This window comes from Clostridium rhizosphaerae (genome assembly GCF_016765585.1).
Taxonomy (GTDB): domain Bacteria; phylum Bacillota; class Clostridia; order Clostridiales; family Clostridiaceae; genus Clostridium_AT; species Clostridium_AT rhizosphaerae.
Genome location: NZ_JAESWC010000027.1, coordinates 1 through 21,046, shown reverse-complemented (window position 1 = coordinate 21,046; position 21,046 = coordinate 1). Strand labels below are relative to the sequence as shown.

Sequence of the window (21,046 nt, the reverse complement as noted above, 5' to 3'; positions counted from 1 at the left end):
ATGATGCAAAGGTTACACCCGTTCCCATTCCGAACACGAAGGTTAAGCTTTGAGATGTCGATGGTACTGCTCGGGAGACTGAGTGGAAGAGTAGAGAGTTGCTAGATAATATATGGTTCACTAGCTCAGTCGGTAGAGCACATGACTTTTAATCATGGTGTCCGGGGTTCGATTCCCCGGTGAGCCACCAAGACATCCTAAAATTAGGATGTCTTTTATTTTATAAAAAATTATAATTTTATCTTTTTAACTTATATGGAAGCGCTCTATTTTTTTAATTTTATATTGATGCATTTTATTTTCAGCAGAAATCTTTTGTGTTAATATATAAATATATATTTAACTTATGGAGGCAAGAATGAAAAAGACTTTATATATTTTATTATGTTTATCAGTATCTATTAGTTTAATATCATGTAGCGGTAAGGATTCTAAGGTAAGTTCATCTAGTATTGAAAATAATAATACTGTAGCAGGAAGCAATGTAACTAAACAAGACGACTCAAATTTAAATAGCGGCGGTAAAAATTCACAAAGTGTAAGTGCAAGTGAAACTAAAGAAGCAGATGCAAAAACTATTGATGATAAAACAAAAAATGCTGATACAAAAGTAGATAGTAATGCAAATGCTAACACAAGCAAGGTTAATGATAAGACACCCAATCAACAAGTTCAAAATACAAAACCTGAAACGCCAAAGGCTCCGGTGACTAAAAATAATGAGGTAATAGTTTTAGATCCTGGACATGCTAATAAATCTAATCTAGATAAAGAACCTCTTTCACCTGGTTCAAAAGAAATGAAAATTAAGGACGGGGGCGGAGCTCAAGGAGTAATTACTAGAACCCCGGAATATCAAGTAAATATGAATGTAGCTGTCAAGCTTAAGGAGCTTCTAGAGAGTAAAGGCTATACAGTTGTTATGACCAAAACACAAAACTCTCAAAGTCTTGGAAATGTTGAAAGAGCAGATATTTGGAATAAAGTAAATGCAGCTCTCGTTGTGAGAATACATGCAGATTCAGCTGAGGGCGCCTCTGTTAGAGGAGCATCAATGCTGGTTCCTGCTGCAATAAATGATAATACAAAAGCTATATATTCAGATAGTAAGAAATATGGACAAATAGTATTGAGCTCTTTAATAAAGGCAGTTGGTATGCCTAATAGAGGAGTTGTAGAAAGGAATGATATGACTGGTTTTAATTGGTCTAAGGTTCCTGTTATACTAGTTGAGATGGGCTTTTTATCAAATAAGGAAGAAGATAAGCTTTTAAGCTCCAATGATTATCAAGATAAATTAGCAAAAGGTTTAGCAGATGGAATATGCGCTGCAATTAAATAGTTTTGAAGGCTGTCGTGTAAGACAGCCTTTTATATTTAGAAAATAATCATGCAAGAAAAACTATTATCTGTTATAATTATTAAAGGATTTATTGCAATTGTATAGAATATTTTAATAGTAAGAAAAGAAGTAGGGGGAAAAAATTATATGAATAAGGATAAATTTTTTGATATATTAAATAAAGAATTAGTAGTAGCATTAGGTTGTACTGAGCCTATAGCAATAGCCTTAGCAGCTGCTACAGCTAGAAAATATGTTAAGGGCGGCAAAGTTATTGATATAAAAGTAGCAGCAAGTAACAATGTAATTAAGAATGCCATGTCAGTAAACATACCAGGTACCGGTGGTTGTGGAATTAACTTGGCAGCAGCTTTGGGAAGTCTTTCAAAAGATGCTGAGAAAAGTCTTGAAGTTTTAAGCGGATTAACTAAGAATGATATCGAAAATGCGAAGGAAATGATTAAAGAAGGAAAAGTTTCTGTTGATATAGCTAATACTCAGAAAAAGCTGTTTATAGAGGTTATAGTTAAGACAGAAGAATCTTATGCAAGAGTACTAGTAGAAGATAAACATACTAATATTTCATTGATTGAAGTTGATGGACAAGTAATACACAATAATATTTCAGAAGCTGCGTATGAAGAAGATATAGATATAGATTTTTTAGATATAGATTATATTTGGGATTTTATACATGAGATTGATATAAAGGAACTTGGCATAATCGAAAAAAGTATAGAATTAAATAAAACTATTGGTTTAGAAGGAATTAAAAATAAATATGGACTTCAAGTAGGTAAGACTATATATGATCAAGTTAATAAAGGCTTATTAAGTGACGATGCAGTAAATTATGCTATGGCTCTTACTGCAGCAGGTTCAGATGCAAGGATGGCTGGATGTACGCTAAATGTTATGAGTAATTCAGGAAGTGGAAATCAAGGAATTACGGCAACTTTGCCTGTAGTAGCTGTTTGGGAAAGATTGAATTTATCAGAAGAAAAGCTTATTAGGGCAGTTACTTTAAGCCATCTAATAACTATTTATGTAAAATCAAAGTTTGGAAGATTATCAGCTCTTTGTGGTGCAACAATTGCTGCAACTGGAGCAAGCTGTGGAATAGTGTATTTGCTTGATGGAGACAAAGATAAGATTAAAGCTGCTATTCAAAATATGCTTGGTAATGTTACAGGCATGCTTTGTGATGGAGCAAAAGCAGGATGTGCACTAAAGGTGTCTACTTGTACAAATGCGGCTGTTCATTCAGCAATTTTGGCTATGCAAGGTATTAGTATACAAGCTACTGATGGTATTATAGAAGATAACCCTGAAAAAACTATTGATAATTTATGTAGGCTTGGAAATGAAGGAACAGTTGAAGCAGATAAAATAATTTTAAATATAATGCTGGATAAAACCAGGTGTTAATATAACAGACTAAATAATAATTGCAAAATTACATATCCTATTATTAAATAAATTCTTATTGATAGGATGTGTTAATATGGATGATAAAACAAAAACTGCAGGTGAACATAAGACAAATATTAAAGGAAAACACAAAATGAGTTTTACTAGATTTTCAAATCTTCTTTATGAGGCATCATCCTCGTTAGTACCTGGAACAGGTGAATTATATAATACTCAGTACACCGGTGATGATGTAGCTGAAACTGCTGAAACTCTGGAAGAAAATAAAAAAGGATAAAAAATGCCGCTTAATAACGTTTAAGCGGCATTTGCTTTTAGAAGGTAATGTTCTTTGACGCAGAATACGATATTTTATATAGAATCATGGAAGTTATCATATTAAATAAGGCTGCAGGTAATACAACTGCAATTACAAGTGCAAGGAATGATCCTGGAAGTCCAACCAAAATAAAAGCTGCACCTAGAAAAACTCCACCACTTGCTAAGGTGCCAATCAATGATATAATTACTATTTTAATTTGGTTGTTAACAGTATTTTTTAATAATTTAAGCATGAAATACGCAATGTTACAGGTTATAAACTTATCAATAATGTTAGGTATTTGACCACCTGGAAAAGTAGTTGTAGCGGCTGTAAGTATCCCGGCTGCAAGGCCTATAATTATAGTTAGTCTGTAATCATCGGATAGGATAATAGCTATAAACATCATACTAAGCAAAAAGTCAGGCTTCATACCAAAAAGAAATGGAGGTACTAATTGGTGAAGAACTAATCCAATAGCTAGAAGCAGTGAACTCAAAATAGTTTTTCTTAAATTCATAATTTACATCTCCTTTAAAATAGAAATTTTTAATAATCTTGTTTTTCCAGTCAGATGAATCGTCAGTTCATAACATAATTAATACCTCCTTTCTTTATGCAAAATAAAAAACCTCCACCCCAAATAATAGGGCGAAGGTTATCCGCGTTGCCACCTAAATTATGCAAAATGCATATCTCAATTAAGACACTAACATGTCTTATCCCTTTTAACGGTGGGCTTCCGTTAAGTACTACTCCTTTAAGCTTATAATTAAAGTTTCGGCTTACTCCTATAAGGTCCATTCACCATATAACATCGTACTGAGATCACACCATCCTCAGCTCTCTGAAACTTGAATATACAGCTACTCTTCCTCTTCAAAGGATTTTTCTAATATGCATATATTTTATCATGATAAACTAATAAAATCAATATTGTTTAATAAAATATTCTTAATATTTGAATTTTAGTAATGATAATAAAGGAAAGAAAATTCAAATGTAGAATATAAGTATTAGAAGCAGTTAAATGTGTTAAAGGAGGATAATATGAAGGATATAGAATTTTTAAAAGAACTTTGTACTTCTCATGCACCAAGCGGAAGAGAACATTGGATTTATGAGAGCTTAAAAGATGCCTTCGAGCCTTTTGGACAAGTAAGTTTAGGTAAATTAAACAATACATATATACATAAAAAAGGCAAAGGTAAAAACAGTATAATGCTTATGGCTCACGCAGATGAAGTGTTTTTGATGATTACTGAAATCAGTGAGAATGGATTTTTAAAATTTAAAGGAAATGGAATAGATCCTAAGACTTTGGTTTCACAGGAAGTATATGTTCATGGTAAAGAAAGAATTTTGGGGATTATAGGAATTAAACCACCTCATCTTATGAATGAAGAGGATAGAAAGAAAGCTATAGAAATTGATGATTTAATGATTGATACAGGATTTTCAAAAGAGAAGCTTCAGTCATTAGTGAATGTTGGTGATTATGTTACCTTAAAAAGAAACTTTTATGAGCTTTTAAATAATAATGTAACCTGCAAATCTATAGATGATAGAGCAGGTATAGCATCCATGTATGCCTGCGCAAAGGAACTTAAGGATATAAATCATGACTTGGATGTTTATTTTGTTGCGTCTTGTCAGGAGGAAGTCGGTGCTAGAGGAGCTAAGGTAGGAAGCTATGAAATAAAGCCTACGATGGCTATAGCTATTGATGTAACCTTTGACAGCGGTCCTCTTGGTGCAGATGACAGAGAAAATAAGCTCGGTGGAGGACCGGTTATTTGTATAGGACCTAATATACATCCAAAGTTCAGAAAAAGGCTTACGGATATAGCAAATGAATATAATATACCCTACCAAGTTGAAGTTGAGCCGGGAAGTACAGGAACTGATGCATGGAATATTCAAGTATCGCGTGAGGGAATACCAACTCTGCTAATATCTATACCAATAAAGTACATGCATACCTCAGTTGAGATGGTAAGTATGGAAGATATAAAAAATACCGGAAGAGTAATAGCAAAGTTTATAGAAAAGCTTAAGGATGAGGAAGTAGGTGAATTATTATGCTTCTAGAAAGGCTTTGTAATGCCACAGGGCCTTCAGGTTTTGAAGGTGATGTAAGAGAAATAATAAAAGAAATTGTAAAACCATATGTTGATGAACTAAAAGTTGACAACATGGGCAACATTATAGTTCATAAAAAAGGAAGCGGGAAAAGGGTAGTTGTAGATGCCCATATGGATGAAGTAGGTTTTATTATAACAGGATATAATGAGGACGGCACTTTGAAGTTTTATTCGTTAGGGGGAATATCTGCAAATATACTTCCTGCAAAGGTTGTACTTATCGGTGATAATAAAATACCTGGAGTTATAGGCTTTAAGGCAATTCATCTTCAATCCTCTGAGGAAAGAAAAAGAAGCGTATCATATAATGACTGCTGTATAGATATAGGAGCATCATCAAAGGAAGAAGTTAAGAAGTTAGTAAGCATTGGTGAGTATGCTGTATTTGACACGGAGTTTAGTGAGTTTGGAGAATGGCTTTATAAAGGAAAAGCTTTTGATGATAGAATGGGATGTGCTGTACTCATCGAAGCCTTAAAAGAAAATTATGATTGTGATTTTTATGGAACTTTTAATGTTCAGGAGGAAGTAGGAGAAAGAGGAGCTTTTGTTTCGGCTTTTAATGTTAAAGCTGATATAGGAATAGTTCTTGAAGGAACAATTTGCGCTGATATGCCAAGTGTTCCAAAACACTTAAGAGCTACAGAGGTTGGAAAAGGGCCTGCAATATCTATTATGGATAGAACTAGCATTTTCAATCATGATATTGCCGGGGAAATTATGAAACTAGGCGATGAGAAGGGGATACCTTACCAACGAAGAAGAGCTATAGCAGGAGGAAACGATGCTTTTGCAATCCATGCCTCTGGAGAAGGTGCTAAAGTAGCTACTATATCTGTGCCATGCAGATATATACATTCTTCTGTATCTGTAGCAAGCAAGTCTGATTTTGAGAACACTGTTAAGCTATTAGTAGAATATTTGAAAACTATAAAATAGGAGGTAATATTATGGATGCAATGCTTAATAAACTACTTTCATGTTTTGGAGTAGGCGGTCATGAAGATGAGGTTAGAAAAGTTATAATAGATGAATTAAAGGATATAAAATGTGAAATTAAAGAAGATAAAATGGGAAATCTTATCGTAAAGATAGGAGAGGCCCCAGAAAAGCTTATGTTTTGTGCTCACATGGATGAAATAGGACTTATTGCAACCTATATAGAGGATAATGGTTTTATAAGAGTAGGAAGTATTGGCGACTTTAAGACTAATGATATAGTTCATAACCTTGTTAAATTTAAGGGAGGAGCTATAGGCAAAGTAGCTGCAGCTAAAAGTAATCCTGAAATAGGTGATTTGTTTGTAGATATCGGAGCTTCAAGCAGAGATGAAGCATTAAAAATTGTTAGAGAGGGAGATGTTGCATCTTTCTTTGGCGATGCCTTTGAAGCCCAGAAAAATATAATTGGCCCTGGGCTTAACAATAGAGTTGGCTGCTATATTTTATTAAGGCTTATTAAAGAGATTAAAGAAACTAATAAAGAACTTTATTTTGTATTTTCTTCTCAGGCAGAGCTTGGAGGAAGAGGGGCAAGGGCAGCAGCATTTTCAATAGAGCCTGATAAATGCATCGTTGTTGATTTAGAAGAATCAGGAGATGCTATAGGAGGAAAAAATAATATTAAGCTTGGAAAAGGACCTGTACTAACAGTTATGGACAGAAGCTTGATAATGCATCATGAAATTAAGGAAATGCTTGAAAATGCAGCAAAAGAAAAAGAAATAAATATTCAATATGCTTCAACCAGCAGAATATCAGAGGGCGGAACAATTCACAAAGAAAAGACAGGAGTTAAGACAGGAATGATTGCTATTCCTTGCAGGTACAATCACTCGATATCGGAAATGGTAAATGTTTCAGATATAGAAGGTGCTATTGAACTTTTAAAAGCTGTATTGTAAACTTATTCGTATAGTACAAGTTTAATTGATATGTAGAAAGGTTTGCAGCATGAAAAGAAAGAATATAAAATGGCTTTTGGTAGTTGTATGGATGATAGTAATTTTTGTGTTTTCTAGTATGAATGGAGATTCCTCTGATGAAAAAAGTAAATTTGTTATTTATATATTTAATTTGCTTGGGTTAAATCTAAATGGGATTTTTGGTACTTTAGCAGATTTTATAGTAAGAAAGTGTGCTCATTTTACTGAATACTTCATACTTTATATGCTTTTATACAATGCCCTTAAAGAAAACTTCAGTTTTAAAAAGGCATTATTGTTTTCAATAATAGGAGTATTTTTATATGCATCTTCAGATGAGTTCCATCAAAGCTTTGTTCCCGGAAGAGGACCAAGCTTTAGAGATGTATGCATAGACACCTCAGGAGGTTTATTGGCATTAGTTATATTATATTTAAATGTCACCTTCAAGAAAAGACCTTCTAAATTCAAATAAAGTTCCGCTTCTGTCAGACTTAAAGGAGAAAAGAAGCGAGGGACAATAGGGCAAGAGTAAGATTTTGCAAGGGATTAGCAAGATTTTAGTAAGAGAAAAAGAAAAGATAGGAAGCAAGACTTTATTTTAAACCAAATAGAGTTTTGCTTCCTATATTACTTTTAAAACCATATAAAGTTTCTTATATGCAATAACTATCAGTATATACATAATTTGGTGTATAATAAATTCAGGCAAAATGTATATGGGATAAGGATGTACAGGGTATAGGGGGATTAAAGTGGATAATATAGCTATTAGGGAATGCAGATATGAAGACTTAGATGATATTTTGCTACTACATAAGCAATGGTTTAAGGATGATATAACATATGGATTTACTCCTGCAGATAGAAGCTATTTGAACAGTAAATTAGGCAGGTATTTTCTTGTTGCTGAGGTGAATAGTAAGGTTATAGGTTTTGTATACGGGACAATACATAAGGCTAAGAATATGGCTGTAATGGAGGATGGAGAACTTTACATTGAAATAGATGATATTTATACATTATCAAACTATAGAGGAAAGGGTATTGGCAGCTTACTTCTTGACAAAGTATTAGAAGTTTCAAAGCAAAATGGAATCGAAAGATCTTTGATTTATTCTTCAACAAAGGATATGGATAGTATTATTAATTTTTATAGAAAGCATAATTATAAAACATGGTACATTCAGATGTTTAAGTAATTTAATCAATTATGTAATAAGAGAGGAAAATAGGATGGGATTTCAAGGAGTTATTCAGCCGTTAATAATTAATATAGATGAAAATATAAGATTAAGAAATACAGATAAAAGCCAATGGGAAATAGCACTCCAATGGTATCAGAATCCTAAAGTGTTATATTTTTCAGAAGGTATTACGGACAAGGTTTATGATATGGATACAATCAATAGAATGTATGGATATCTAAGTACCATTGGAGAATTGTATTTCATTGAGATACTTGATGATGAAGTTTGGAAGCCCATTGGTGATGTGACGCTATCAGAGAAGAATATGCCAATTACAATTGGCGAAGAAAAATACTGGGGCAGAGGAATTGGGAAGAAAGTTATCAGTAAACTCATTAAAAGGGCAAAAGTAATAGGAATAAGCAAGATTTGTATACCTGCAATTTATTTATATAATAGTCGCTCACAAGCTTTATTTACTTCAATGGGATTTATTGAAGTAGGTAAAAACAATACTGAAAAATCTTATGAATTAATTTTATTGTAAGAGAACTAAAGGAGATATTAATGGTTTATAAGATAACGAATTGGTGGTGAGATCATAAAAGGGATTAAGGCAGTTTATTTTGATATGGGAAACACTTTACTACATTTTCACCATGGTGAAAATGTAGTAAAAGATATAAATGGAATAAGATATTTAACAGAACATCTAAGAAAGTTTAATGAAGATATCAACTTTGATGATGTGAGGCATGGATTTTTTGAAAAATGGATGAAAGGTATAGAAGATAGAACAGAAACAGTTGTAGAATACCCAATTGAGGAGTTTTTGAATAATTTTCTTAAAGAGTACAAGCTTTGTTTTAACCTGGAACAGTGTATTGAAGCTATAAACATATTTTATTCAGATTACAGAGAACAGCTGTATTTTGAAGAGAATATCTTTGAGACTTTAAGCGCTATAAAGGAAAAAGGTTATAGATTAGGTGTAATATCAAATACGTGCTATTATGATGAAGTCATGAAGGAATGTTTTAAAAAGGCTAATATATATGATTTGATAGATAGTTTTACTTTTAGCTATTCTTTAAGAATAGGTAAACCCAAGAGAGAAATATTTCAAATAGCTTTAAAATCAATGAATATTGAACCTTATGAGGCTGCAATGGTAGGAGATAGTTTAGATAAGGATATAAAACCTGCTTTAGAAATAGGAATGAAGACTATATGGCTAAATAATAAGAATATAAATAATAATAGTGGAGTCATTCCACAATATGAAATACAGCTGTTAGCTGATTTGCTTAAGTATATTTAAATATAATCATAAGTTAGAATTATGAAAAGGGTGTAAGGGAAAAGTCATGAATTGTGTTAAATATAGTGAAGATTATAAAGATAGCTTAAAGGTATTCTTAAATACTATGTACGATGTAATGGGGTATAGATTTCCTCCTGATAAAAAAGAGAAAGATTTAGAAAGTGTATATACTAAGTGCATTCAAAGTGGAGGAGATTTTTTAGTATTAATTAATGAACAAGAAGTGATAGGAAGTATTGGAGTGAAAGTAATGGATTTAGCCAACGGTATTGGAGAAGTAAAGAGATTATTTGTGCTTCCAAGGTATCAGGGCAAAGGTTATGGAGAAATGCTTCTCAATGAATTAATTAGCTTATCCAAGGAGAAGAAACTTCGTTATTTAAGGCTTTGTACTACACTTAAATCAAATAAGGCTATAAAGTTATATGAAAAGGTGGGCTTTTATAATATAGAAGCTTATAAATATAATCCAGTTACAGAAATTTATATGGAGTTAAAAGTAATATGAAAGTTCTGATAGGACAACCAATACATGAAAATAGTATCAAGCAGCTTAGAAATGAAATAATAGCAAATAGAGAAGTAGATATAGTACTGTTTCCAGAAGGTTATTTATCAAATGAAAGAGCTTTAGAGGAGGCATGTGAATTAGCTAGGAATTATAATGTAGTAATTATCACTTCATATAGGAGAGATAATAAGGATAGCGCGGTAATAATTAATAAGGTCGGCGAAATTATATTAGAAAGAGCTAAGACAGTTCCTGACGAAACTACAGAATTATATGAACCTCTTATAGTTGAATATGAAGGCAATACAATCGGGTACATACTTTGCATGGAGATTTTAAAAGGCTTAAGAGATCTTAAAAGGGTAAATAAACATATTAACTTTATAGCACATCCAATTGGAGTTGGAATGTTTAGTGATGAACAATTCGAAGAGTGGATAAGTGAAGCTAAGAGCATCGCTAAAACCTATAATACGATAATATTTGGTACAAGTCATGCTGATGGCTCTTATAGAAACTGTGGAGCATCAATACCAATAGCATATTGCATTGATAGTAGTGGAGAGCCAATATTTATTTCAAAATCTGATACAAGGACAAGGATAGTAGATTTATATAGTAAGGAAGTAAAAGTTGTTAAGTAATAGCGGAACATTTTGATTATTTGAAATGGACATTTAAATACTATTCTAAGAAAAGACACTAGAAACTAAAATGTTTCTAGTGCTTCTTTTAGTTTTAGCCAATCTTCTTCGTAGGTCTTTAGAAAATCATCATTTCTATTGTAAGTTAAAGAAGAAGGATGATACATAGGAAAGATATGTTTTTTAAGTTCTTCATTATAATAAATCTTGCCGTGACATTCTCCTATGCTTTTGAATTCAGTAAGTCTTTTTAGAGGTACATTTCCCAAAGTGACAATAACTTTTGGATTAACCAAAGCTATTTCATCATCTAAAACCTCTTTAAACATTGCAATTTCCTTAGGCTTTGGAGGTCTGTTGCTTACAGAAGTTCTTCCATTCTTCCCTTCTTTAATAGTTATGGGCCTTACATAACAAGTATTTGTTATTCTGATTTTGTCTCTAGTTAAACCAATAGAATTTAGATATTTTTCAAAGGTTTTTCCAGCCATTCCTATAAAGGGTTTACCTTCTTCTACTTCTGTTTTTCCTGGAGCTTCGCCAACAAATAATATATCTGCAGGTATTGGACCATCACCAGTTATATACCCTCCAGTGGGTTCTTCACTATAGCTTTCTGCTATAGTTTTAATTCTGTCTTTAATATTTTCTATAGTTATCATTATTATCACCCTATACATTTAAGTTATCCTGATTAGTTTACCATAAATTAATTTTATTTATAAGGACTATTATATTAAAATTAAGATATGCATTTATAAAGAGTTATGAGGAATGGGAGAATGAATATGGGGATTAAAGAGATTGAAGGACTTGTCAAGGTTAAAGATTTAGATGAAAGCATCATAATAGATCTAAGGTATGCCTCGAAAAATAATTTTACAGGCAGAAAAGTTTACCCGCTGGATGTATGCGTGCTTAGAAAACAAACAGCTGAAAAGCTAGTAAGTGCAAATAAAAAATTTAAAGAGAGAGGGTATGTAATAAAAATATGGGATGCCTACAGGCCTATTTATGTACAACAGATATTTTGGGATATAGTAAAGGATAATAGATTTATAGCTAATCCTAAAAATGGGGGATCAAGACATAATAGAGGCACTGCTGTAGATATTACTTTAGTTGATAATAAAGGTAATGAATTAACTATGCCTTCTCAGTTTGATGATTTTTCTACAAATGCATATAGATGCAATCCTGATGTAAGCAAAGAAGTAAGCGGAAATGTTAAGCTTCTTACAGAGGTAATGGAGGCAAATGGATTTATTGCTTTAGATGAAGAATGGTGGCACTTTGATGATTGCGACTATAAAAGATATCCTATAATAGATGTAAGGTTAGAAGAGTTTTCATAGGCGAATAATAGTCTAATAATAAATTCATTGATAGAATTATAAGCAAGTGGTAATATTATACTATATTTATTTTATATATTGGAATCATATTATTTTTATAAAACAGATTATGAGGGGAGAAATAAGATGGAAACAGTTATTATTATAGATTCAACTAGTGATCTTCCAAAGGAATATATTGAAAAAAACAATGTGCCTGCTCTTGGAATGACAGTTAGCTTTATGGGTAAAGAATATAAAGATGATTTTGGTGTAAGCCTTTCATATAAAGCTTTTTATGATGGTGTAAGAAAAGGAGAAATGCCTGCTACTGCTCAGATTAATGCTTATTCTTATGCTGAAGAGTTCAAAAAGCATGTAAGTGCAGGAAAGTCTGTTATATGCATAGTTTTTTCGTCAGCTTTAAGCGGTTCCTATAATAGTGCCTGCATAGCAAGAGATATGTTATTAGAAGAATATGAAAATGCCGATATAACAGTTATAGATAGTAAGTGTGCTTCTTTAGGAGAAGGGCTTTTGGACTACTATGCTATAGAAATGCTCAAAGCAGGCAAATCAAAGGATGAAATTGTTAGGTGGATTGAGAGTAATAAGCTCAAAATTAATCATTGGTTTACAGTGGATGACTTAAATCATCTAAAAAGAGGCGGAAGGGTATCAAGTACGGCTGCGGTTATAGGAACACTTTTAGATATTAAGCCAATACTTCATGTGGATAATGAAGGCAGATTAATTCCTGTTACTAAGGTAAAAGGTAGGAAAAAATCCATAAAAGCCTTAGCAGAAGAGCTTAATAAGCGTATTGTAAATCCAGAAGAACAAGTTATCTTTATAAGCCATGGAGACTGCTATGAGGATGCAAAGCTTTTAGAAAAGCTTATTTTAGAAAAACATAAAGTGAAAGATATTATGATAAATCCTATCGGACCTGCTGTTGGTTCTCATTCAGGACCAGGAACAGTAGCGTTATTTTTCTTAGGAGATCAAAGATAAGGAGAGGCATATTGCCTCTCCTTTTATAATAGTGAAGAAAAAACTCTGGCGGTAGCTTCTAATACTTTATTTAGCCTTGGAGCAGCCTCAAAGTCTTCTACAAAAATTTCTTTGCTTCTTTTTAAGTCCTCAAGAAATTGTTTGTCTAAATCATTTGTTTTGTTATTGTCATATATAACAGCATTTATTTCGTAGTTTAGTTCATAGCTTCTTATATCCATGTTAGCGGTACCTACAGTGGCTATTTTCCCATCAATAGTCATAACTTTAGAATGTATGAATGAATCATTACTGTAAAAGTAAATTTTTGCACCACACTTAATTAGTTCTGCTAAATAAGTCCTTGACGCGTAGTAAACTAATATGTGGTCATATTTTCCGGGAAAAATTATTTTTACATCTATGCCTCCTAATGCAGCTATCTTAAGAGCTTCCATTATACTCTCAGTAGGAACAAAATAAGGAGTAGTTATATAAATATTTTTCTTTGCCATAGTAACCATTTTTAATATTCCCTGCATGATTGCAGGAAATTCGGAGTCAGGTCCGCTTCTAACAAGCTGCATCATTTGTTTATTTGATTTCAAAGGTTCTGGAAAGTAATATTTTGCCTCATTTTTATTTATAAAGTACTCTCCATCTGTACGTTTAATTGTAAAATAATCATCTAGGAAGGAGGCTTGAAGACCAAGCACGAAGTCACCCTTTACCATTATATGAGTATCTCTCCAATATCCAAGTTTGCCTTTTCCTAAATATTCATCACCAATATTTATACCACCTACAAAGCCAACCCTTCCATCAATTACTACTACTTTTCTGTGGTTTCTATAGTTTATTTGAGTATTTATTGCTCTTAGAAGTGGAGCCAGGAAGTAGGAATATTGTATAACTTCAACACCAGCATCTCTAAGTTCCTTTATTGCACTTCTTTTCATTTTAATAGATCCAACTCTATCTATGATGAACTTTACCTTTACTCCTTGAGAAGCCTTTTTTATTAATAGGTTTTTTATTTCAGTACCTATCTCATCACTCTTTACTATGTAATATTCAAGATGTATATGATGCTTTGCTTTATTTAGCTCATCCTTTAAGCATTTGAATTTTTCAGTTCCGTCTTTAAATAGAGTTATATCATTGTCTACAAATAGAGGAGAGTAGCTGTTTTTTGCTAAAAGTTCAATAAGTGGAATATACTCAGGATTTTCTATTTTATTTATAACCCTGTTTATTAAGTCTCTAACATAAGGAGAAATATCCTCTGTAAGTTTATGCTTTTTCCAATTTCGTCCCAAGAAAACATAGAGTATAAGACCAATTGGAGGTAGCAATACAAACACAAGAAGCCATGCTATTGTTTTTTCAGGACGTTTTCTTTCTACTATTATTATAACAACTGATAATACAGCATTTATTATGAAAAGCCACATAGGTAAACTTGTTACTCTAAAAATCACTAAATACCCCCCTTTTTTATCTAAAAAAAGCTATAATTATAAATATTGAAGGCTTATATAAACATTTATTAGCAAAGATTAAATAAATTATACTTTAGGTCTTGAAATTACTGCATTTATATATGAAAATTATATATATAAATATACCACAAAAATTGAAGCTTTGGCTAATATTGAGTTTAAAATATATAAATTTGGGGGAATTTGTAATGATATTTCTAACTACGGGGGAAAAAATAAGAAGCCTAAGAAAAAAGTTTAATATGAGACAACAGGAGCTTGAAGACGAAAATATAACCAGAGCATTTATTAGCATGATTGAAACTGGGAAAAGGGGACTAAGCAGGGAAACAGCTAAAATAATTGCAGGTAAGCTTAATAATAAGGCGAAAAGTTTAAATATAGCTTTAAAAATTGATGAGGATTATCTTTTAAGAAGTCCAAAGCAGGATGCTGAGATTTATTGCTTTAATAAGTTGAATAATATGCCTACTCAAGATGAAATGGAAGTTATTATTAGTATAGCAACAAGATATAGTTTAATTAAAGCAGAAGCACAATCTTATAAGGTTCTTGGAGATTATGAATTTAACTTAAACAGCTATACTAATTCCTTTATCAATTATATGATTTCACTTGATTTGTTTAAAGATACCGATGAAAAATGCTGTTTAGGGTATTTATATAATAGATTAGGTGAGTGCAAGAAAAATAATAAGGAGTTTTTAGAGGCGATTTCATTTTTTGATAGAGCTAACTATTACTCTAGGTTATATGAAGATAAGAATATACAGAAATGTTGTATATATAATATGGCTGAAGCCTATAAAAGTTTAGGTGAAATTGACAAAGCTTTAAAATATATAGATATATACTTAAATATTTTTAATAAAGAAACAGATTTCAATAATTATATTTATATTAATGTTTTAAAAGCAAACTGTTATATTAGTAAAGGCAATATTGAGAAAGCAGGCTCTTTATATATAGAGTTATTAGAACTATGCAGTGACAAAGAAGATATTTTACTTTATGTATCTTATAATTATGCAATAGTAAATAAAGAACTAGAGGATATTAACAATAGTTTGGAGTATTTTAATAAAGCAGAAGAAATAGCTCTTAAAAAAGATAAGAAGATTTTAATAGATATTTATTTAAAAAAAGCAGAAATTTATAAGAAAAAATATCAATATAATGAAGCTCTATATCTTGCTAAGTTTGGTTTAAAACTAGCGCAAGAACATAATAATATTGATGCTTTAATAAATAGCTATTATATACTTATTGACACGTACACTTTTATGGAGGATTTTCAAAATCTAAAAATAGTTTATACAAAGCTCTTAGAACTATTGAAAAATAATAAGAGTTACAAAGAAGAGTTAAATAAAGCATATAATAGGCTTGCACTTTTATATTTAGAGCAGAATGATATCGAAATGTGTAAAAAATATTTAAATATGGCTTCATAATAGTAATGGAGGAGAAGATGAAAGATACTGAAATTTGTTCTTGTGAGCATTGCACAGGAAAATACTGTGCCAGTAAGGCACCAATTTTTAGGGAACTTGATAGTGAACAGCTCAGTGAGGTTATGAGCAAAATTTTAAGAAGAAGATATAAGAAGGGACAGATAATATTCTTTGAAGGAGATGTATCTGATAAATTCTATATAATAAACAGTGGCAAGGTTAAGATATTTAAGTATACAAAGGAAGGTAAAGAACAAATTCTTCATATTCTTTCTGAAGGAGATTTTATAGGTTTTTTAAGTCTTTTGAAAAAAGGTAAATTTGATTTTAATGCAGAGGCATTAGAAGATGTTCATGTTTGTCTTCTTACTAAGGATGATTTTGATAAAATAGTGAAAGAAGCGCCAGATATTAGTCTTAGAATTCTTGAAAGTCTTCATGATAGACTTGTTTCATTAGAAAACCTGGTTCAAACACTAAGCACTAAGGATATAGAGACGAGAATAGCTGGACTTTTAAAAAACTTTGCTAAGGACTTTGGAGTTAAGAAAAAGGAAGGGGTAGTTATAGAACTTCCTCTAAGCCGTGAGGAAATGGCAAATTATATAGGGGTTACGAGAGAGACTATGAGCAGAAAGCTTACTTCTATGGAAGACGATGGAGTAATTGAGCTTATTGGTAATAAGAAGGTTGTGATTAAAGATATGGAAGCTCTGGAGGAAATGGCGTAGGTTAATGAAGAATTAAGAATGAAGAATGAATAAAAAAATCCCCATAAAGGGGATTTTTAATTTTATGTGCTAAGCACATTATATAACTTAGCTTTGATTGCAAAGCAACCTTAAATTCTTCATTTACTAATTCTTAATTCTTTATAAGTATTTCCCCAATTGCAATTCCTGTTTCAATACATATTTCCTTAGTCTGTTCTTCTGGAGTGAAGTTAACTCTTAGTGGAAGTTTAATATGGTCATCACCTGTAGCTTTAATCATGTAAGAAGTATCAAGTAAGGTTAAGCTGCTGTTCTTTAGATAGTCATTGATTATTTCAACTGCCTCACCACTCCAGCCGTAGGAACCAAAAGCTGCACCGAATTTACCTGATAGATCAAGCTTAACTATTTCTTTAACTACATCTTCAATGCTTCCTATCATATCTCCATATTTTGTTGAGCTTCCAATCATTATTGCTGAAGCTTCTTTTGCCATTTCTAATATAGAATTTAAATCTGCATTTTTGATATTTACGACATTAGTTTCGATTCCCATTTCAACTAAGCCTTCTTTTAAGCCTTGAGCTATTTTAGAAGTATTTCCAGTCATTGAGCTGAATAATACTAAAGCCTTTTTATCTGTAGACAATTCTACCTTGCTCATTTCATCATATATATCGATATACTTCTTAGCATTTTCTCTGAGTACATATCCGTGTGAAGGACAAATTATATTAATGTCTAAGTTTCTAATTTTATTAATCATATCTCTTACATATGGTCTATGAGGGTGCATTATTAGTTTATAATAAACTTTGAAGTCCTCGGTTATATCTTCTTTTGCTAAATCATTAAATAATTCGTAGTTAGCAATATGTGTACTAAAAATATCGCAAGGGAAAAGTATTTTATCCTCTACACTGTAAGTAACCATTGTTTCTTCTGTGTGTAAAAATGGAGTTTCAAAGAACTGAAGAGTCTTTCCTCCTATATCTAGAGTTTCTCCATCTTTAATAACATGGAAGTTCCTATTTTGAAGCTTGAACATACCTATCAAAAATTTCTTGCCTAATTCAGTAGTAACTATTGTAGCGTTTTTTGCTTTGTTCATTAAAGCGCCCAGTGCTCCAGCATGGTCTGGTTCAACATGGTTAATAACTACATATTGGAGTTTTTCTAAATCCATTATTTCCTGAAGATGTTTAACAAATTCCATTCCATAGGAAATATCAACTGTATCTATTAAGGTTGGCTTTTCTGTATTTAATAAGTAGGAATTATAAGTTGTTCCTTTTTCTAATATTAATCTATGGAAAGGAACCTTTGTGTCATCAATTTTGCCTACACAATAAGTATTTTTAGTAATTTCTATATTATTCATCATAGCTAATCTCTCCTCTTTGTTTTGTATTTTCAATCGATGGCTTAATTATAAAACCTTTTGCATTAATAAACTATGACTCAAATCAATTTAAAAATTGATTGAAATCACATATACAAATACAGGTTAAGGATATACTAAAGATAATCAAAAACGAAATAGGAGGAATTAAATATGGGTACATTTCATAGTTCTCAAAAATTAGGTGAGATAGTAACAAAATTTCCAAAGGTGGCAGATATTTTTAAAGAATATAAGATAGATTTTTGTTGTGGCGGTGATAGACCATTGCTTACTGCTATTAAGGAGCAGGGACTTAACGAGCCTGAAATATTAGATAAAATTAATAACTTATACGAAAAGTTTAAAAATACACAAATAGAAGGTAGAGATTGGACGAAGGCTCCTTTAGGTGAATTAGTTGATCATATTATTAATGTTCATCATGCTTATCTTAATGCTGAGCTTCCTAGAATAAGCGAGCTTACTAGCAAAATATTAAGAGTGCACGGAGAACATCATCCGGAGCTTTCCATGGTTCATAAGTTATTCCATACAATGAAAATGGATTTTGAAGCACATACAATAAAGGAAGAAACAGTTCAATATCCTGCTATAAAGGAATATGAAAAGAATAAAGCAGAAGAGGCTCTACACAAAGCCATAAAACTAAATGAAGAATTATCAGATGAGCATACAAGTGTAGGTAATATCCTTAAGGAGCTAAGAGAAGTAACTAATGATTATAAGGTTCCTGATGATGGATGTAATACTTATAGATTAACCTATGCTAAACTTCAGGAATTAGAAGCAGAGACTTTTGAGCATATACATTTAGAAAATAATATATTATTTCCAAGACTTATGGAATTAGATAAATAGAAAACCTGTAAAAACCAATCTTTAAGAGTAAATCTTAGATTGGTTTTTTATATTGTATGGATACATTTTAATTTCGTATAATATAATAGTATAATTTTTATATATGATCTATAAGGAAAGGAAGGATATTATGAAGGTTCCATACATAATGACACCAGGACCAACACAAGTAAGAGAAAATGTACGACTAGCTAGAGCCTTGGAAACAACAAATCCAGACTTGGATATACAGTTTTTTGACTTCTATAAAGAAACTTGCGAAAGAATAGGACAATTTTTAAATACAAAAAATGAAGTTAGGATACTTAGCGGAGAAGGAATATTAGGGCTTGAAGCAGCATGTGCCTCTTTAACTGAAAAAGGGGATAGAGTATTAGTTATAGATAATGGGATATTTGGTGAAGGTTTTGCTGATTTTGTTAAGATGTATGGGGGAGAGGCTGTATTTTTTAAAGGAGACCGACAAAAAAAAATTGACTTAAGCGCTCTTAAGGAGTTTTTAGACAAAGATAGTGATTTTAAGTATGCTACTATAGTTCATTGTGATACTCCTTCAGGTGTATTAAACGAAGTTGATAAAATCTGTCCATTATTAAAGGAAAGAGGAATTATTACTGTAGTAGACAGCGTGGCTGCTATGGGAGGAGAAGAATTTAGAGTAGATGATTGGCAGATAGATATTGCCTTAGGTGGCTCGCAAAAGGCCGTTTCTGCACCTCCAGGACTAACTTTTCTAAGTATTAGCGATGATGCTTTTCAGGTTATGGAAAATAGGAAAGAACCTATTGCAGGATTTTATTGTAACTTATTGGTTTGGAAAAGTTATTATAAGGACAAATGGTTCCCTTATACTCAGCCTATAAGTGATATTCTTGGCCTAAGGGCTGCTATAGATAACATTCTAGAAGAAGGCCAGGAAAATATGATAAATAGACATAAAAAGATTGGTTCAGCAACGAGGAAAGCGATTATAGAAACTGGATTAAACTTATACATAAAGGATGGATATGCAAATACTGTAACGGTAATTCAGATTCCTGATGGGGTAGATGATAAGAAGTTAAGAGACTGTATGTTAAATGATTATGGAGTTTTTATCGCAGGATCTTTTGGTTATCTTGAAGGAAAAGTTATAAGAATAGGACATATGGGAGAAAATGCAAGAATCGATAAAGTGAGCTATACATTGTTTGCACTGCAAAGATCTTTAGAAAACTCAGGATTTAAATGTAAAGATGATATGGTTAAAGTATTTTTGAAATATACCTGCTAGTTATAATTAGAGCGAGAACTAAAATAGCCCCGGGCTGTGAGGTAAAGACTCTAGATAGGCTAGTGTTGAGAATAATATTTTCTACATCTGCTCTCGATTTTTACCTCCAGCCTATGTAGTTTTTCTACACCAGTATTAGTCTTTATTAATGCAGCAAATATTTTGAGTGCAATTATAAGTTAATTTATTTGATGAAGCATTTTTCATAAACGTTAGTTTACAATATTATTAAGTTGTACAAATACTCTACCTGGTGTGTCAATATATGAAAGTTATAGTTAAATAGAGGAATATATAGATATAATGAATTATTTTGATCTGAATAGTTATTATATATCTATGTGAGTTTCGATATATGATATTATATTCCTTGTCGCTGACACAAGGCGATAACAAATCATTTGAAAAATCTTCAATATATAATAGTAAGTAATAATTACTTAAAAAAAGATGTTGACAGATAAAAGTTTAAATGATAAGATATAAAAGCTGTCAGATGACGGCAAACAACTTGGTCTTTGAAAATTAAACAGAGAAATTAAGGTAAATGACCAGCAATTCTTTTGAAGTTGTTTAGGCGACTTCAATAAAATAAGTAAGCGATGAGCTTAAGTTTTCAAACTTTTAAATTGAGAGTTTGATCCTGGCTCAGGACGAACGCTGGCGGCGTGCCTAACACATGCAAGTCGAGCGGGAGACTTC

General features: G+C 31.7%; 22 protein-coding genes, 1 tRNA gene, 2 rRNA genes and 1 other annotated feature. Of the genes, 21 read left to right on the top strand and 4 right to left on the bottom strand.

Going from position 1 to position 21,046, the window contains the following annotated elements:
• The 5 genes from rrf to JK636_RS23410 all read left to right on the top strand — a co-directional run.
• Positions 1-107: ribosomal RNA gene (rrf, locus tag JK636_RS23430) — 5S ribosomal RNA — on the top strand; the annotation flags it as partial.
• A 7-nt stretch (positions 108-114) separates the two neighbouring features.
• Positions 115-190, top strand: a tRNA-Lys gene (locus JK636_RS23425).
• A 168-nt stretch (positions 191-358) separates the two neighbouring features.
• Positions 359-1,342: an N-acetylmuramoyl-L-alanine amidase family protein gene (locus tag JK636_RS23420; protein ID WP_202751439.1), complete on the top strand. Its 984-nt coding sequence runs from the start codon at positions 359-361 to the stop codon at positions 1,340-1,342.
• Positions 1,343-1,489: 147 nt separating this feature from the next.
• Positions 1,490-2,770 (top strand): L-cysteine desulfidase family protein, encoded by a 1,281-nt coding sequence (locus JK636_RS23415; protein ID WP_202751438.1) that lies wholly within the window; start codon positions 1,490-1,492, stop codon positions 2,768-2,770.
• Between the two features lie 76 nt (positions 2,771-2,846).
• Complete coding sequence (locus tag JK636_RS23410; protein WP_202751437.1) at positions 2,847-3,050, top strand: hypothetical protein; 204 nt, start codon at positions 2,847-2,849, stop codon at positions 3,048-3,050.
• A gap of 37 nt (positions 3,051-3,087) precedes the next feature.
• On the opposite strand, the gene JK636_RS23405 is transcribed toward JK636_RS23410, so the two are convergent.
• Positions 3,088-3,594 carry a tryptophan transporter gene (locus tag JK636_RS23405; RefSeq protein ID WP_202751436.1) on the bottom strand — a complete coding sequence of 169 codons (507 nt, stop codon included), beginning with the start codon at positions 3,592-3,594 and terminating at the stop codon, positions 3,088-3,090.
• 124 nt (positions 3,595-3,718) lie between these two features.
• Positions 3,719-3,966: a binding site (T-box leader), on the bottom strand.
• A gap of 158 nt (positions 3,967-4,124) precedes the next feature.
• On the opposite strand from JK636_RS23405, the gene JK636_RS23400 reads away from it, so the two are divergent.
• The 9 genes from JK636_RS23400 (at position 4,125) to JK636_RS23360 (ending at position 10,812) form a co-directional block, all read left to right on the top strand.
• The gene (locus JK636_RS23400) at positions 4,125-5,165 is read left to right on the top strand and encodes a M42 family metallopeptidase (protein ID WP_202751435.1); all 1,041 of its coding nucleotides are present in this window, start codon (positions 4,125-4,127) and stop codon (positions 5,163-5,165) included.
• Positions 5,156-6,157, top strand: coding sequence for a M42 family metallopeptidase (locus tag JK636_RS23395; RefSeq protein ID WP_202751434.1), 1,002 nt, complete (start codon positions 5,156-5,158; stop codon positions 6,155-6,157). Before JK636_RS23400 ends, JK636_RS23395 begins: the two co-directional genes overlap by 10 nt.
• An 11-nt stretch (positions 6,158-6,168) precedes the next feature.
• The gene (locus JK636_RS23390) at positions 6,169-7,122 is read left to right on the top strand and encodes a zinc-binding metallopeptidase family protein (protein ID WP_202751433.1); all 954 of its coding nucleotides are present in this window, start codon (positions 6,169-6,171) and stop codon (positions 7,120-7,122) included.
• Positions 7,123-7,171: 49 nt separating this feature from the next.
• Complete coding sequence (locus tag JK636_RS23385; protein WP_202751432.1) at positions 7,172-7,618, top strand: VanZ family protein; 447 nt, start codon at positions 7,172-7,174, stop codon at positions 7,616-7,618.
• A 280-nt stretch (positions 7,619-7,898) separates the two neighbouring features.
• Entirely contained in the window at positions 7,899-8,345 is a 447-nt protein-coding gene (locus JK636_RS23380; protein ID WP_202751431.1) for a GNAT family N-acetyltransferase, read from the top strand.
• 34 nt (positions 8,346-8,379) lie between these two features.
• Positions 8,380-8,880, top strand: a complete 501-nt coding sequence (locus JK636_RS23375) for a GNAT family N-acetyltransferase (RefSeq protein WP_202751430.1) — start codon at positions 8,380-8,382, stop codon at positions 8,878-8,880.
• Between the two features lie 39 nt (positions 8,881-8,919).
• Positions 8,920-9,654, top strand: coding sequence for an HAD family hydrolase (locus JK636_RS23370; RefSeq protein ID WP_338025817.1), 735 nt, complete (start codon positions 8,920-8,922; stop codon positions 9,652-9,654).
• A 46-nt stretch (positions 9,655-9,700) separates the two neighbouring features.
• Positions 9,701-10,165, top strand: a complete 465-nt coding sequence (locus JK636_RS23365) for a GNAT family N-acetyltransferase (protein WP_202751428.1) — start codon at positions 9,701-9,703, stop codon at positions 10,163-10,165.
• Positions 10,162-10,812: a hypothetical protein gene (locus tag JK636_RS23360; protein ID WP_202751427.1), complete on the top strand. Its 651-nt coding sequence runs from the start codon at positions 10,162-10,164 to the stop codon at positions 10,810-10,812. The genes JK636_RS23365 and JK636_RS23360 overlap by 4 nt, the downstream gene beginning before the upstream one ends.
• Before the next feature lie 65 nt (positions 10,813-10,877).
• Here JK636_RS23360 and JK636_RS23355 read toward each other — a convergent pair whose 3' ends face one another.
• On the bottom strand, positions 10,878-11,474 hold the full coding sequence (locus JK636_RS23355) for a uracil-DNA glycosylase (protein ID WP_202751426.1): 597 nt from the start codon (positions 11,472-11,474) through the stop codon (positions 10,878-10,880).
• Positions 11,475-11,600: 126 nt separating this feature from the next.
• Between JK636_RS23355 and JK636_RS23350 the strand changes: the two genes are divergently transcribed.
• A complete protein-coding gene (locus JK636_RS23350) occupies positions 11,601-12,167 on the top strand; it encodes a M15 family metallopeptidase (protein WP_202751425.1) in 567 nt (188 codons plus the stop codon).
• Between the two features lie 126 nt (positions 12,168-12,293).
• Entirely contained in the window at positions 12,294-13,160 is an 867-nt protein-coding gene (locus JK636_RS23345) for a DegV family protein (RefSeq protein ID WP_202751424.1), read from the top strand.
• Between the two features lie 23 nt (positions 13,161-13,183).
• Here JK636_RS23345 and cls read toward each other — a convergent pair whose 3' ends face one another.
• The gene (cls, locus tag JK636_RS23340) at positions 13,184-14,593 is read right to left on the bottom strand and encodes a cardiolipin synthase (RefSeq protein WP_202751440.1); all 1,410 of its coding nucleotides are present in this window, start codon (positions 14,591-14,593) and stop codon (positions 13,184-13,186) included.
• A 236-nt stretch (positions 14,594-14,829) separates the two neighbouring features.
• Here cls and JK636_RS23335 point away from each other — a divergent pair, with 236 nt between their 5' ends.
• Both JK636_RS23335 and JK636_RS23330 read left to right on the top strand, forming a co-directional pair.
• The gene (locus JK636_RS23335; RefSeq protein WP_202751423.1) at positions 14,830-16,095 is read left to right on the top strand and encodes a helix-turn-helix domain-containing protein; all 1,266 of its coding nucleotides are present in this window, start codon (positions 14,830-14,832) and stop codon (positions 16,093-16,095) included.
• Positions 16,096-16,112: 17 nt separating this feature from the next.
• Positions 16,113-16,826: a Crp/Fnr family transcriptional regulator gene (locus tag JK636_RS23330; protein ID WP_202751422.1), complete on the top strand. Its 714-nt coding sequence runs from the start codon at positions 16,113-16,115 to the stop codon at positions 16,824-16,826.
• Positions 16,827-16,959: 133 nt separating this feature from the next.
• Here the strand turns inward: JK636_RS23330 and JK636_RS23325 are convergent, their stop codons facing one another.
• Positions 16,960-18,192 (bottom strand): FprA family A-type flavoprotein, encoded by a 1,233-nt coding sequence (locus tag JK636_RS23325; protein WP_202751421.1) that lies wholly within the window; start codon positions 18,190-18,192, stop codon positions 16,960-16,962.
• A 171-nt stretch (positions 18,193-18,363) separates the two neighbouring features.
• Here JK636_RS23325 and ric point away from each other — a divergent pair, with 171 nt between their 5' ends.
• The 3 genes from ric to JK636_RS23310 form a co-directional block, all read left to right on the top strand.
• Positions 18,364-19,071 carry an iron-sulfur cluster repair di-iron protein gene (gene ric, locus JK636_RS23320; RefSeq protein WP_202751420.1) on the top strand — a complete coding sequence of 236 codons (708 nt, stop codon included), beginning with the start codon at positions 18,364-18,366 and terminating at the stop codon, positions 19,069-19,071.
• A gap of 130 nt (positions 19,072-19,201) precedes the next feature.
• Positions 19,202-20,344, top strand: a complete 1,143-nt coding sequence (locus tag JK636_RS23315) for a pyridoxal-phosphate-dependent aminotransferase family protein (protein ID WP_202751419.1) — start codon at positions 19,202-19,204, stop codon at positions 20,342-20,344.
• Positions 20,345-20,969: 625 nt separating this feature from the next.
• Positions 20,970-21,046, top strand: a 16S ribosomal RNA gene (locus JK636_RS23310); the annotation flags it as partial.

Bases quoted from the DNA above. Each gene is read 5' to 3' on its own strand.
- JK636_RS23400 (WP_202751435.1), top strand. From the start codon at position 4,125: ATGAAGGATATAGAATTTTTAAAAGAACTTTGTACTTCTCATGCACCA.
- JK636_RS23375 (WP_202751430.1), top strand. From the start codon at position 8,380: ATGGGATTTCAAGGAGTTATTCAGCCGTTAATAATTAATATAGATGAA.
- ric (WP_202751420.1), top strand. From the start codon at position 18,364: ATGGGTACATTTCATAGTTCTCAAAAATTAGGTGAGATAGTAACAAAA.
- JK636_RS23360 (WP_202751427.1), top strand. From the start codon at position 10,162: ATGAAAGTTCTGATAGGACAACCAATACATGAAAATAGTATCAAGCAG.
- JK636_RS23350 (WP_202751425.1), top strand. From the start codon at position 11,601: ATGGGGATTAAAGAGATTGAAGGACTTGTCAAGGTTAAAGATTTAGAT.
- cls (WP_202751440.1), bottom strand. From the start codon at position 14,593: ATGTGGCTTTTCATAATAAATGCTGTATTATCAGTTGTTATAATAATA.
- JK636_RS23355 (WP_202751426.1), bottom strand. From the start codon at position 11,474: ATGATAACTATAGAAAATATTAAAGACAGAATTAAAACTATAGCAGAA.
- JK636_RS23365 (WP_202751428.1), top strand. From the start codon at position 9,701: ATGAATTGTGTTAAATATAGTGAAGATTATAAAGATAGCTTAAAGGTA.
- JK636_RS23395 (WP_202751434.1), top strand. From the start codon at position 5,156: ATGCTTCTAGAAAGGCTTTGTAATGCCACAGGGCCTTCAGGTTTTGAA.
- JK636_RS23390 (WP_202751433.1), top strand. From the start codon at position 6,169: ATGGATGCAATGCTTAATAAACTACTTTCATGTTTTGGAGTAGGCGGT.
- JK636_RS23415 (WP_202751438.1), top strand. From the start codon at position 1,490: ATGAATAAGGATAAATTTTTTGATATATTAAATAAAGAATTAGTAGTA.
- JK636_RS23325 (WP_202751421.1), bottom strand. From the start codon at position 18,192: ATGATGAATAATATAGAAATTACTAAAAATACTTATTGTGTAGGCAAA.
- JK636_RS23335 (WP_202751423.1), top strand. From the start codon at position 14,830: ATGATATTTCTAACTACGGGGGAAAAAATAAGAAGCCTAAGAAAAAAG.
- JK636_RS23405 (WP_202751436.1), bottom strand. From the start codon at position 3,594: ATGAATTTAAGAAAAACTATTTTGAGTTCACTGCTTCTAGCTATTGGA.
- JK636_RS23420 (WP_202751439.1), top strand. From the start codon at position 359: ATGAAAAAGACTTTATATATTTTATTATGTTTATCAGTATCTATTAGT.
- JK636_RS23345 (WP_202751424.1), top strand. From the start codon at position 12,294: ATGGAAACAGTTATTATTATAGATTCAACTAGTGATCTTCCAAAGGAA.
- JK636_RS23315 (WP_202751419.1), top strand. From the start codon at position 19,202: ATGAAGGTTCCATACATAATGACACCAGGACCAACACAAGTAAGAGAA.
- JK636_RS23410 (WP_202751437.1), top strand. From the start codon at position 2,847: ATGGATGATAAAACAAAAACTGCAGGTGAACATAAGACAAATATTAAA.
- JK636_RS23385 (WP_202751432.1), top strand. From the start codon at position 7,172: ATGAAAAGAAAGAATATAAAATGGCTTTTGGTAGTTGTATGGATGATA.
- JK636_RS23330 (WP_202751422.1), top strand. From the start codon at position 16,113: ATGAAAGATACTGAAATTTGTTCTTGTGAGCATTGCACAGGAAAATAC.